Raw genomic sequence first — 13939 nt, 5'->3', positions numbered from 1 at the left:
AATTACGCCAAAGACTGCGGATTAAAGTTACGGTTTAGACAGTTAACGATCTGATGCTGTTGATTTTTCAGTTCAACTGCGTAAGTCCTAAACATACCATCTAGCAAGGCGTCACTGCATATGGAGGAGAAAGTCCCTGTCGGGTACATGCGGGAGATAATAATTGGTGATAGCTATTTTTTATTAAAAACTAAAACCAGTAACCTGCACACATAACTATTTCTTATTAAAAACTAAAACCAGTAACCTGCACACATGACTATTTTTCATTAAAAACTAAAACCAGTAACCTGCACACATGACTATTTTTCATTAAAAACTAAAACCAGTAACCTGCACACATGACTATTTTTCATTAAAAACTAAAACCAGTAACCTGCACACATGACTATTTTTCATTAAAAACTAAAACCAGTAACCTACACACATAACTATTTCTTATAAAAAACTAAAACCAGTAACCTGCATACAATTTTTTGTTACATTTATACTTTTTTACATCACTCTAAATTTTATAGTAAATTCCGTCCCATTGCCTTTTTTTAGTTCAAGTTTGCCTTCTAACTGGTCTATGAGAGTGTTTACCAGTTGCATGCCAAGGCTAGCAGGATTCTCCAGATCAAAATCTCCAGGTATACCTACTCCATTGTCTGAGACTATCAGGATAAAACTGGTACCGTGAAATTCCTCTTGTTTGCTTCCTGCTGTATTGTCTTTACATCCGATTGATTCTCCTTTACAAAGTTCAATTTGAATCTGCCCGTTATCTCTGTCGACAAATGCATGTTTAAGAGAATTTGAAACGAGTTCATTGACGATTAGCCCTAACGGAACTACAGTATCCATATCAAAGAAAATATTTTCTTCCAGATCCATGTTCAATATAATATCGGCATTTTTAGATCTGTACGTCTGGAAAATGTTCTCAACAAGCCTCTCTAGATATTTAGAAGAGTTCAGTACATCGCTTCCCATGCCTTCGTGCAGCTCTTCGTGGATGAGAGCCATAGATAATACTCTATTCTGGCTTTCCCTGAAAGCTTCAACAACTTTCGTATCATTGAACTTATCAGCCTGAAGATCGAGAAGAGAAGAAATTACCTGAAGGTTATTCTTTATCCTGTGATGGATTTCCTTCTTACGGGCAGTTTCTATACTTTTAAGGAAATTTTCTGTCTTTTTTCTTTCAGTAATGTCTTTCAATACTCCTATAGCTTCACAAGGCTGGCTATCATAACCTGTAAGCCAGACTCCGTTATTTTCTATATAAATGCAACTTCCATCTTTTTTTCTCAATCTTAATTCTTCCTTAAATCTACCTCCGGTCTTTCTTGCACTCTGAAACTTTTCATCCCCACTACTCATATCTGTCAGATGGATATTTTTAAGCCATACTTTCTTTCCAAAACTCTGAAACTCTTCAAGGCTATACCCTGTAACTTCTTCTATAGCACCTGCCCAGCTACTCTTATCTGTTCTTAAATCATATTCATATACCACTTGCCCTGTCTGCTCTGTAGCGATTCTGTATCTTTCTTCACTTTTCCGGAGTTTTTCTTCGACTCTTTTACTTCTGGTCATATCTCTGGAGATAACTGAGATAGAAACCAGCTTTTTAAAGGCGTCAAAAATCGGAGAAAAAGTTACTGAAACGTTTATTATCCTGCCGTCTTCTCTTAACCGCAAAGTCTCATAATTGTGGATTTTGTCTCCCTGTTTAAACAGTTCAATTAATTCTTCTGTCTCCTCAACTAAGATGGGCGGTTCAAGGATAGATATGGGTTTCCCAATAATTTCTTTAGCTGAATAACCATAAGTTTGCTCTGCACCTTTGTTCCAGCTGGTAATAGTACCATCAAGCGAGATAGTTAAAATAGCATCATTTGAGGACTCCACAATATCTGCTAAACTCCTGATTTTTTCTTCTTCTTTTTCACGCCTGGAATTTTTTATCTGTTCCAATTTTCCGTCCCTCTTGATTAACACAAACTGGTGGTTAATAGCCACCTCGATGATTTTGGTTGCATCGAACTTGTCAAGAAAATAGGTACAGAGCGCGATCATCTGATAATTGCCTGTGGCACTGTCCAGTTTTATCTCATAGTTAACAAAATCACTCCAATTCTCTTTATCCAGCCACAAAGCATTTCCACTCAACCTCAATCCATCGTATCCACTTGCCAGGGCCTGGTTGAGTTTTTCAACAAGACTGCTTAAGACTCTCTCCGAATCAAAAACGCCCTTTTCTGCATAAAACCGACTGTAAGGAATAATTTGTATCTGTCCTTTATCCAAATAACTATCAATATAAGGAACAGCCATTCTCAGGAATTCTTTTGCATCTTTTACTTTCAGGGGCTCTGACAGAATCCACAAGCAAAACTCGTTATTATTCAGTCCTGTCTTGAAGTAAGGAACCAGTGTATCTATTAAATCTTCTTTTGTTTGATAGAATTGACAAATATGTGTACCCCAGGGTACATCTCCAATAATATCAATGCCAGATTTCCTCAGGCTTTCTTTCACTCCAACTTTCCTCCAAATAGAAGAATGTAAAGGCAAATGTTTCTTATCTCAATCTAGTCACGAGGCTAAATAATGCAATTGCCCAATGAGGCGCAATGAAGTTTGTTGTTGCAACAATTACAGGCATGACTATACGCGCCCCAATCTTCTTATTTTTCACAATTTCAGCTATAGTATTTAAACCCTGAAGTTAATTACTGAAAAATGTTAAGCACAAGAACAGATTTAGTTCTCGTAAACATATGTTCTGTTAATTTTTTTCAGATTTAATCGAGACTGACTCCAACAATCGTGTTTTATATATAAATTGAATAATAAAAATTAACGCGTATCTACTGAGCAAGATGATTCTTATCTGGTCTTATAAAATAACTTAATTCATTAATTTACTTTAATATTATTCTATATTAATACTTTCTTTGAAGAGGCAGCGACTCAAAATTTTCTGATATCGAGTGATTTTTATCAAGGATCGAGTGATTTTTATCAAGGATCGAGTGATTTTTATCAAGGATCGAGTGATTTTTATCAAGGGATCTTCCTTGAGCCTATACAAATGTATCATCTCAAGCAGTCTCAAAACTACAGTTGACTCTACAGTTGGATATATATTCGACTTCAAGGTAAATGTATTCCTTAATTTCAGAATAAATTATGATCTAAATCCAAAATCAACAATACAAATTATCAATTGTAGAAATAGGTCGAGTTTTGAGACCTCATGATCTGGAAAGTCCTTTTATTTCGGGCTCTTCTTCTCATTATCTTCTAATTTGATTTCCCGCTCCGTGGTTGCAATAGCATATACTTCACCTGCTTCGTTTACCAGTGAAGTGGCGGTCAGCCATACATCCACTATCCTGCCATCCTTGGTAATTCTTTGGGTGCGGTAAGGTTCAAGGACCTCAGCCCGGCTAAGCTTTTTCACTATAAGTAGCTCTTCTGTTTTCCGACCTTCCGGGATCATGCTGCTAACATTCATTGAGAGTGCTTCGGCTTCACTCCAGCCATAAATACTCTCTGCCTTTGGGTTCCAGGCCAAGATGTTGCCTTCCATGTCCTGCAACGTTATAGCATCGCTTGCATCGTGCGCTACTGCAACCAGGCGGCACATAGTTTCAGACTCCTTAAGCCTCACCCGTTTCATCTCGGTAATATCCGTAAAAGTAATTACCGCTCCTTCAATAGTGTTTTCAAGAGTGCGATAAGGCCGGATGCCCAGCAAATACCAGGTATTCTCCTTAGTCTGGACCTCAATATCTTTGGGTATCAGGCTGTCCAGCACCTCTTTTATGTCCTCTACCAGGCGGTCATAGCCCAGAAGATTTGAGACAATATGTCCAACCGGCCTTCCAATGTCTGATGGGATCAGATTTATCAAACGTGTAACTGGAGGAGTGAAGCGCATGATACGTAGTTGATGGTCCACAAAGATAGTGCCGATGCCTGTTCCAGCCAGCAGGTTGTTCATGTCGTTATTGGCTTGAGACAGTTCAGCTACCCTGTTTTGCAGTTCGATATTAACCGTGCCCAGTTCTTCATTTACGGATTGCAGTTCCTCCCTTGAGGTCTCCAGTTCCTCGTTTGTGGACTGTAGTTCCTCATTGACTGACTGCATCTCTTCGTTGGCAGATTTAAGTTCTTCATTGGAAGTTGTCAGTTCCTCATTGGAAGCTTTGAGGCTTTCTTCCTTGGCTTGTAACTCCTTTTTTAGCTTTAAGATTCGCACATCCACATCCGTTTCACAGGCTTTTTCGCCAGCATCTGTAGAGATAGCCTCTTCGGTTTCGATCTGCTCCAACTCCAGCGTTTCCTCAAAAGTGACCAGGAATAAGTTTAGCCAGGTGGTTGTATCATGGTTTCGCTCTACAGGTCTTACCGCCAGATTAATTGTAGTGAAATTGCCGTTGGTTTTAACTCGCACTCTGGGATGAAACACTGGCGCTTTATTTATGACGGCTCTGTGCAGGGCCGTAGTCAGTTCTGATCTTAATCCCTCTCGAGCCATACTCAAGATGTTCATGCCGATTTCACCCGAAGCTGGTTCAAGGTACATGCCAGTACGGCCATAAATATACAGGATATTACCGTGTTCGTCGATCAAAACACTGGCAGGGGCATAATATTGCAGCATTGCGTGCTCGGTCAGCTCTCGCAGTTTAGGTCTGATTTCGACAGGAACGTTGCCTGAAGGTTTTCTGGCTTCGCTTTTCATCGATGGTGAAATAAAAGTCCCTATGGAAAGGAAATACTCACTGCTATGACCTCCTTTTTTAATATAGAGTTTTGACTTGCGGTCCAGTGTGTCAAAAAGATTTATGAACTCGCCCACATTTTCGGAAGGACCAAGAAAGAGAAATCCACCAGGGTTCAAAGCGTAGTGGAAGAGGGGAATTAGTTTCTTCTGCAGTTCTTTGTCCATATAGATCAGCAAGTTGCGACAACTGATGAGGTCAAGCTTAGAAAATGGAGGATCCTTAATGATATCCTGTTCGGAAAAAATAACCATTTCACGGATATTATGATGAATATGGTAGTAGCCGTCTGAATCCAGAGTGAAGAAACGCTTAAGCCTTTCAGAGGACATATCAGCGGCAATATTGGCTGGATAGAGACCGCTACGGGCCTTTTCAATAGCCTTACTGTCAATATCAGTGGCGAAAATTTGCACCTTGAAATTTTGGTCAAAGTTATCCATCTGTTCCTGGAGTAAAATGGCTATGGAATATGCCTCTTCACCTGTGGAACATCCGGGCACCCAGATACGTATTGATGACTCGGGGTACTTGCCGACAAAGAGACACGGGATAACCTGTTCCTGGAGTGCTTCATAAGCTTCAGGATTACGGAAGAAACTGGTGACGCCGATTAAAAGGTCATGAAAGAGAGCTTCCACCTCAGCAGGCTTTTGCTCTAAATAACGCACATACTCATCTACATTTTCAATATTTCGGATAGCCATGCGCCGTTCAACGCGCCGATTGATGGTACCGTATTTGTAGTGAGAAAAGTCATGACCAGTCTTGATGTGAAGAAAATTGAATATATTTTTCATTAGGCATTCAAATTTTGAGGTTACCTGGCGTGTTTTACCGAATACATAGGCAATATAATTAATGAGCTGTGCAGGCATCTCTTCAGGCTTCAGGACGTAATCCACCTGACCTGTAGCAATAGCACTAAGAGGCATATTGTTGTATTCGCTGGACTCGGGGGCCTGTGCCATTACCATTCCTCCCTCAGCCTTGATAGCCTGCACCCCTTTTGTGCCGTCGCTACCGGTACCCGAGAGGACAATACCAATAGCCTTTTCTTTTTTGTCCTGGGCCAGAGAGCTGAAAAATATATCAATCGGCAGGCGACGACCACGCGGCTGGGATGGCTCTATCAACTGGAGCACGCCATCCCGAAGAACCATATCGCGGTTAGGCGGGATGATATAAACACAGTTCGGCTCAATATTTATCCAATTTGTAACTTCGTATACAGGCATCCTGGTAAAGCTCCTGATCAGGTCGGAAAGAATGCTTTTATAATTAGGATCCAGGTGCTGTATCAGGACAAAAGCCACTCCGGGATAGGTGTCTGAGGGCATGGCTGAAAAGAAGGCTTCGAATGCAGCTAGCCCACCAGCCGATGCCCCAATGCCTACAATTGGAAAGTCCTTTTTTGGAGACTTATCCAGAGATATATCCAGAACAGAATTTTCCCCAGTTGAGATTTTTTCTATAGCTTGCGGCTTTTCTTTTTTTGACCTTTGTATTTCCTCTTTGCCTGTGGGCTCCTTCTCCTTGTCCGTGTTATCACATCCCTCTTAAATCACAGGGTATTTTTCCTTACCAGAATCTCCTAAGTTATGCATGTTCTTTTAAAACGTTGTTCAGAAATATACTTGATCATCATCGGACATTGTTGCCAATTTTAATTGTGAAATATAGATAAACTCAATAGCAGGAGATCGCAGATATTTTCTGTGTCTTTATGTCGCAAGAGTATGCCCAAAACAATGCAGGTGATAGATGAATAAAATGAATATGTAAAGATTACCTGCTCAACAAATATAAGCTAGAGGTAAGTGATACTTATCATTACACTATCTTCGCTAAATTGTCAGAGAATTCGAAGAACCTGTCTGAAAGTCAATAATGAATGTTACAAAGATATAACTGTTGTAAAGATACAGGAAGTCACAACAGGTTCGTCTGGATGGCTCATTTAATTGTCTGTAAAAAGGAAGAAAAGCTTGCCCACAACCTTTCTAAAAGAAAGCTTGACCAAAGATTTTTTCAGAATCTGAACCACAATAAGTAGATTGCAGGAGCAAGCACGGCCCAGAGGAGAAGCGAGTAAACCAGCCCTTTTTTCCACCCAGACCTGAGAATCAAATAACTTGCAGCAAGAGCACAGCAAATATCTGCCAGCATTCCCACAAGTGCACCTTTAGAAAGCTGTTCTGAGATCAGGAGCAGTTCGCTTCCTTTATAATCTATACTCAGGCCCAGAATTGCTGCCAGATATACTGCCGGGAAAGCTGCAAAAACTCCCCCCAATCTGCCTCCGAATTTCTTTGCAACAATTGCGGAAATCGCAACAGCGCTTCCTCCAAAAAGAAAGCGGAGAAGAACCGGAAGTAGCTCTATGTTCAGCATTGTATCCCTTTCTGTGTACTGGAACGCTCTATATATGCAGTAATAAAACTTTTTATGTAATAATACAGCTTTTTATGCAGTAATACAGCTTTTTATGCAGTAATACAGCTTTTTATGCAGTAATACAGCTTTTTATGCAGTAATACAGCTTTTTATGCAGTAATACAGCTTTTTATGCAGTAATACAGCTTTTTATGTCGTAATACAACTTTTCTGAAGAATTATACTTGTTTTAAACTTTGCTTTAACGTTAATTTCCATATTTTTCCCTGATCTCGGATTCTTTAAGGACACTGAGCCCCAGCTTCTCAAGGATTTCGGAAATCTTTTTCCTTTCTCCGCTTTTCATGGATTTCCGGTCAAAATAAGCAAAATCAGCCTTTGATTTTTCAATTGCTTGTTTGATCAGGGCTTCATCCACAAATTCAAGCTTGTACTTGGGAAAATTGTGTCCAAAAGATATCCCGGTTTCAAACAAAAGTCCGGTCTGGCGCATGGCATAATGCCCACCTCCAAAACCGATGGCAACTGGCACTTTTTCAAGGGAGACTGAAAGGATGGCTTTTGCAGCAACCTCTCCTGCTTCAGGATCTTTCCACTGCACTTCGGTGCTTCCTATTTCAGCATAAAGCGAGGGAACTAAAAGCTCAGTCGGCCCGTGGTGGGTCACTTCAAGGGTAACATCGTACTTCAGGTCTTTTTGCTCAGCCAGGCGCTTCATTTCCATAAGGATGGACTTCATGGCAGCCGGAGAAGAGACTGCAAGAGACTTCGGGCAGCCTCCAAGCCTTGCATCGTCTGAGGGGTTCCCTGTACAGTGTACGGTAAGGGAAGAAATCTCCTCTTTGCTCCGGTGTTTGGATGCGAAAATTATAAGGGAAGCTGGCAACCCTGCATTTTCGAGTTTCCTGTCGAGTCCGTCCTGGAAGACATGCATTTCCTCGATATCAATAAGCCTGAATTTTCCGTCCTGAGACTCCCTGGCCGCAGAGAATCCGGAGTTTTCAGGAAGCTCAAGGAGGTTCCATTCCATGAGGTTTAAAAGGTGGGTCTTAATGTTCTGGCTGGCAAGATCGGAGGCAGAACAAATGATTGTTATTTTTGGGATCGGGTCTTCAAGGAGGTTTTTTTCCTGGCTCCCGGAATTTTCTGGATTGCTGTTTTCTTTCATTTCTGATCAATTCAAGTCCTTATTACTTTACGTCTCCTATAGATTTCGTTAAGATAGATAAAGCCAACCCCGTATCGCAGTCTGGGTGTAGACCTGAATAGGCTATGAAGTGTTACCTTGAAAAATTAGAATCGATAAAGCCCGAAAGAAAACCGAGAAAAAAAACCGAGAAAAAAATCGAGAAAATCATATGAAAAAAATCGAGAAAATCATATGAAAAAAATAGAGAAAATCATATGAAAAAAACGGAAAAGAAAGTCCCTATATTAAGAACCGGGGTAAGATCTGAGGTAAAAAACCTAAGTTAAGAGTAAAAAGAGATCTAAAGTAAAAAACCTCCAGTGAAGAGTAAAAAGATATCTGAAGTAAAAAACAGCATGAACCGCAAGCGAAAGGTAACTAAGGTAAAAGCAGCAAAAAGCATACTTCTTTTAGAAAACCTTACAGAAGAGTACTTTCAGAAATATTTCAGAAAAATATTATTGGCAGAACCCTGCTCCCTAAGAAGCAGGAGTCTGCGTTTTTCTATATAAAAAGTCGTTTGAAGTGCTGAAACAGGATTATCCAACGTGGATGTAAGAGTCCACAAGTTTCCTGATTTCTTCGTTCTTGCCGTAGAGTCTCTCACTGAGATTGTTGTCGTCAAGGCCTTCAAGGTAGTTTACGGTGTCGTTGATCATACCTTCGGAGAAGACATCGTATTCCATGAAGATATCTTTCAGTCCTTTCAGGGCCTGAGCGGACTCGTAGCAGGAAGCAGGCAGGTGCTCAAGCTGGGCAAGTCTGTCCTTGTGTTCGTCCTTGAAAATGTTGACATCGATGTAGAGCTTCTTTGCAACATCAAGAGCGTTGTTCATTTCAAAGCCGTGGCGGATACCTACAGCAAAGGCTGCCATCAAGAGGTAAAGGTCAGCTGAGGGGTCTGCTGCACGGAATTCAAAGGTAGACTTGTAGCTGTGGCTCTTGAACTCTTCATTATAGTTCGGGTTGGCGATAGCTACCATCTTGCTGGATTCTTCAGCGAACCAGCCAAGAGGCACACGGATCAGAGCAGAGCGGTTCCTGTCTCCCCAGCAGATGTTGGTAGGAGCTTCCTGGTGAGGTACAAGACGCAGGTAGGATGTAGGAATTCTGTTTCCAAAAGCAGTAATTCCTGCTGCAATGTCAAGAAGACCAGCTATTGCAGTTTTTGCAGTGTCACTAACTCCGCCATTCTCGACCATAACGCTCTTTCCGTCCTTCAGGAGCTTCATATGGACGTGCAGACCGCTCCCGGCTTTTCCGACAGTAATCTTCGGAGCAAAGCTTACAATTACACCGTACTGGTCGGCAAGCATCCTGAGCATCCACTTTGCGATAAGCAGACGGTCGACAGTGTTCTCAAGTGAGTCAGTCTCAAATTCGATTTCGTTCTGCTCGTAGTAGTATTTGTCGTCAGTAAAGTTTCCGACTTCAGAGTGGCCGTACTTGATTTTTCCGCCAGCTTCGGAGATGTACAGCATTGCTTCCTTTCTGAGCTGGTCGAATTTGGTGAAGGGATTGGACTCGTGGTATCCTCTCTGGTCAACGGCTGGGAAAGCCATATTGACATCTTCTTTGTTGGCAATGATGTAGTATTCGAGTTCACCCATTGACTGAAGTTCATAGCCTGTCTTCTCGATCAAGACCTGGCCAGCCTTCTTCATGACGGTTTCGGAAGAGCTTGCAAGAGGGCTTCCATCCTTGTCGAAGTAGGAACAGAGGATATCCAGGGTTGGGATTTCTTCAAAAGGATTCACGAAGGCAGTCCTGTATTTAGGAAGGATATAGAGATCGCTTGAGTCTGCTTCGATGTATGTAAAAAGGCTTGATCCATCGACTCTCTCACCAGCGGAAAGCAAGTTGTCAAGATGTTCTTCGTCTCTGATCACAAAGGCGAGAGATTTGAGTCTTCCATCTCCACCAATATAACGGAAAGTCAGCATCTTAATGCCGTTTTCCTTTATGAACTTTATAATATCTTCTTTGGTGAATTCGCTTGCTGGTTTGTTGAGGTACTGTACCAGTTTATTAGGATTCAATTCTACGGATGATGCTTTCATAATTATCCCTTCTTTTTTAACTGCAATATTCTAGATAACTGTAATATTCTAGGTATTAAAGCCTCATTTCAATACCAAATATTTTTCAGGCTCACGGATTGCCACATCGGCCATAATTTGGTTAACTCTTGCCTGCTAGGAAGAAGATAACTTACTGCTGTCTATATAAAGTTTTTCATTTTTTTATTTTTTTGAAAAAATACTATAAAAAAGAGAAGGCTGCGCGGCCTCAGTTTAATTTTTTTAAAGTTAGCTTTCCCTTACCAAGTTAAAAGTCAGTTGAAATCCAGGGTTTTATTAGTTAAGGGTTTTGCCTAATAAATATATCGGACAAATACAATATAGTCATTAAATTAATCACTAAATGAGTCCAGTTGTCGGAATGATAGATGCAGACGGCTTTGTCTGAATCTTATTTTGAGTCGCTTTACTGCATTGGGGAAGTGGAGGTAAAAAATATGGAGATTTACAGTGTTCCTGAAATTGCCAGAGATGTATTCTGGGTTGGGGCAAAAGATTGGAACCGTAGAATGTTTGATGCTCTGGTCCCGCTGCCTCAGGGGACAAGTTACAACGCTTATCTTGTGAAAGGAGAAGAAAAAACAGCGCTTATTGATACCGTAAATCCTGGTTTTGAAGGGGAGTTCGAAGATAAGATAAACCTGGTTTCCAGCCTGGAAAAACTGGACTACCTGATTATGAACCATGCCGAACCCGACCATTCCAGTGCAATTCGTTATATTATGGATAGGGCTCCAGGCTCAGTGCTTGTTACGACTGAGAGAGGTGTGAAAATGGCACGCCTTTACCATGACCTGCCAGACGCCCGGATTAAAGTTGTTGCCGATGGAGATGTTATTGATTTGGGAGGAAAAAATCTGCGCTTTATTGAAGCTCCCTGGCTCCACTGGCCTGAAACTATGTTCACATATCTGCCTGAAGACAAAGTACTTTTCCCATGTGATTTCTTCGGAGCTCACACAGCACAGGGCGTTTACGACGAAGATCTGGAAGACCTTATTCCTCTTGCAAAACGCTATTATGGGGAAATCATGATGCCTTTTGGAAATATGGGGGCAAAGGCTCTTGAAAAAATTAAGGATCTTGATATCGCAATTATTGCGCCGAGCCACGGGCCTATCTATAAAAACCCTCAGCGTATACTTGAGCCCTACGCAAAGTGGACTGCAGGGAAGACCGATAATAAAGCCCTGATTGTCTATGTTAGTATGTGGGGCTCCACAAAACTGATGGTCAGGACAATCGCAGAAACCTTACTGAAAGAAGGTGTAGATGTCAGAATCTATGACCTTGAAGTTGCGGATACAGGAGATATTGCAAGAGAACTGGTTGATTCCCGCGCTGTTATCATTGGAGCTCCAACTGTCCTTGCAGGCATGCATCCTCTTGCCCTTTACGGCACTTACCTGGTAAAAGCTCTCAAGCCGCCTGCAAAATATGGGGTTATACTTGGGTCTTTCGGCTGGGGTGGAGGCGCTCTGAAGCAAGCAGGAGATATTCTGGTTCCCTCAAAGATGGAAATTATAGGAACGCTTCAGGTGAAGGGCAAACCCAGTGAAGAAGATTTGAAAAAGGTTGAGGAAATCGGCCGAGAGCTCGCCAAAAAAATGAAAGCGTAACCTGAAAATATGTACGTAAAGTTGAAAATGTGCACACAAACCTGAAAATGTGTAAATTCAAACCTGAAAATTTTTATTTTAAGCGTGCGTGTAAGGTATCTCTCAGACCGGTAAAATCCGGCTAGTCTATCCTGGGGCCTTATTTAGCTTTTTTCAGCAACTTTCCGTGGAGCTATTTAATGGTAAAACTTCCACATTCTCGAAAAGAGAATTTTTGAGAGCCAGTGAGTGGAAAGGAGCCGATTAATGGAAAGTAATCACAGCTTCTCATAAGATAGTCTTTCTGACAGATTGAGGTTCCATTTTTATCACTAATACTTTTATGATTTTGTTTTTGAATTTTTCAAGTTTTGATGCGGGATTTTATTATGAAAGGGGAGTCGGGACTGAAAAGAGAACTGAATCTGCTGGAGATCACTCTGGTAGGAATTGGCAATATCCTCGGGGCCGGAATCTACGTACTTATGGGAAAAGCTGCAGGGCTTGCAGGAAATATGGTCTGGTTTTCTTTTCTGTTTTCCGGAGCAACGGCCACACTTTCTGCCTTCAGCTATATGGAACTCAGTTCTATGTTCCCAAAGGCTGGAGCAGAGTATGGATTCGTGAGAAGAGCTTTTGGAGAACGCATTGGCCTGTTTGTGGGACTGCTTGTCATATATTTTGTAGTAATAACAAGTTCTGCAGTTGCCCTCGGGTTTGGCAGGTATTTCAGCAGCCTTTCCGGGAATGGATATTTAACAGGGACCCTGGGCCTTTTTATCGTTCTCAGTCTTATCATGGTTTATGGGGTCAAGGAATCTGCCCGGCTATCTATTCTAATAACTCTTATAGAAGTGTCAGGGCTTCTAATTGTAATCTATACAGGCCTTCCTTACCTTGGAACGGTAAATTACCTAGATACTCCGGGCCTGGCAGGAATATTTGAGGCTTCAACTCTGATTTTTTTTGCATTTCTAGGTTTTGAGGATATCGTAAGATTATCCCAGGAAACAAAAGAAGCCGAAAAGACAACTCCAAAAGCCATGCTTATTGCGATATTTTTCACGGTTTTCCTGTACATGTGCGTGGCGATAACTGCCGTAAGTGTGCTTGACTTTCGGGTTCTCGGACTTTCAGGGGTTCCCCTTGCAGATGTTGTGGCTGTTTCTCTGGGGAATGAAGCTTTTGTCCTTATGTCCTGGATAGCCCTTTTTTCTACTATGAACACTGTACTTGTGGTAATGCTTGGAGGGTCAAGGATTGTATATGGTATGGCAGATTCAGGGTCACTTCCGGAAATATTCTCCCGAATACACCCCAGTTACCAGACTCCGTGGGTTGCAATTTTAGGAGTTACCTTGTTCTCAGCCCTGTTTGTGCTATTCAAAGATGTTGCGATCGTAGCAAATATTTCTAATTTTATGATTTTTATTGTCTTTTTTATGGTCAACCTCTCTCTGATAAAGCTCCGTTATACAGACCCCGGAAGAAATCGCCCTTTTAAGGTTCCCCTGAATATTGGCCGTTTTCCCTTGCTGCCTTTTCTTGGAGCTCTTTCTACCGTATTTCTTTTTTTTCAGCTAAGTTTGGAAGTTATAACTTACGGTCTTATGTTTGCAGGAATCGGGATACTGGTAGTGCTGTTCAGAACCAGATAAAACCTGTCTGGAACACTTTGAATTTATTTATAAACTTTTCGAATATGAACTTTTGTAAAATGGATTAAAATGAGTTACTTCCAGATAATATAGATAAAAAAAGGTTTTATAACCGTTAAATCGTTTAATTAAACTCCTATTTTCTTTTAAATCCATAATGTTTCTTTTTTGGACAAAAATCGTTCTTGAAGATTCTGAGAATATCGAAGATTTCTCGTATCTCCTTCAGAGATAA

General features: G+C 41.2%; 8 protein-coding genes. 3 read left to right on the top strand and 5 right to left on the bottom strand.

From position 1 onward, the window contains the following. Positions 1–495: 495 nt before the first annotated feature. Together MSKOL_RS06595 and MSKOL_RS06590 are read right to left on the bottom strand one after the other, a co-directional pair. Positions 496–2526 (bottom strand): MEDS domain-containing protein, encoded by a 2031-nt coding sequence (locus MSKOL_RS06595; protein ID WP_052725367.1) that lies wholly within the window; start codon positions 2524–2526, stop codon positions 496–498. Positions 2527–3265: 739 nt separating this feature from the next. Then, positions 3266–6121, bottom strand: a complete 2856-nt coding sequence (locus tag MSKOL_RS06590; RefSeq protein ID WP_231592505.1) for a CheR family methyltransferase — start codon at positions 6119–6121, stop codon at positions 3266–3268. Between MSKOL_RS06590 and MSKOL_RS19190 the strand changes: the two genes are divergently transcribed. Further along, the gene (locus MSKOL_RS19190) at positions 6120–6344 is read left to right on the top strand and encodes a hypothetical protein (protein WP_082091052.1); all 225 of its coding nucleotides are present in this window, start codon (positions 6120–6122) and stop codon (positions 6342–6344) included. The two genes, MSKOL_RS06590 and MSKOL_RS19190, sit on opposite strands and share 2 nt — an antisense overlap. Before the next feature lie 468 nt (positions 6345–6812). On the opposite strand, the gene MSKOL_RS06585 is transcribed toward MSKOL_RS19190, so the two are convergent. The 3 genes from MSKOL_RS06585 to MSKOL_RS06575 all read right to left on the bottom strand — a co-directional run bounded on the left by MSKOL_RS06585 (position 6813) and on the right by MSKOL_RS06575 (position 10427). Further along, complete coding sequence (locus MSKOL_RS06585) at positions 6813–7175, bottom strand: DUF3147 family protein (RefSeq protein WP_048154554.1); 363 nt, start codon at positions 7173–7175, stop codon at positions 6813–6815. Positions 7176–7425: 250 nt separating this feature from the next. After that, positions 7426–8346 (bottom strand): D-aminoacyl-tRNA deacylase, encoded by a 921-nt coding sequence (locus tag MSKOL_RS06580; RefSeq protein WP_082091051.1) that lies wholly within the window; start codon positions 8344–8346, stop codon positions 7426–7428. Positions 8347–8906: 560 nt separating this feature from the next. Continuing rightward, positions 8907–10427, bottom strand: coding sequence for a glutamine synthetase family protein (locus MSKOL_RS06575; RefSeq protein ID WP_048154550.1), 1521 nt, complete (start codon positions 10425–10427; stop codon positions 8907–8909). Between the two features lie 458 nt (positions 10428–10885). Here MSKOL_RS06575 and MSKOL_RS06570 point away from each other — a divergent pair, with 458 nt between their 5' ends. Then, positions 10886–12067 (top strand): FprA family A-type flavoprotein, encoded by a 1182-nt coding sequence (locus MSKOL_RS06570; protein WP_048158200.1) that lies wholly within the window; start codon positions 10886–10888, stop codon positions 12065–12067. 368 nt (positions 12068–12435) lie between these two features. Then, positions 12436–13704, top strand: coding sequence for an APC family permease (locus MSKOL_RS06565; RefSeq protein ID WP_048154546.1), 1269 nt, complete (start codon positions 12436–12438; stop codon positions 13702–13704). The last annotated feature ends 235 nt before the right edge of the window (positions 13705–13939 follow it).

It is taken from the genome of Methanosarcina sp. Kolksee (genome assembly GCF_000969945.1).
Taxonomy (GTDB): Archaea; Halobacteriota; Methanosarcinia; order Methanosarcinales; family Methanosarcinaceae; genus Methanosarcina; species Methanosarcina vacuolata.
This window is presented reverse-complemented; position numbering and strand designations above follow the sequence as displayed.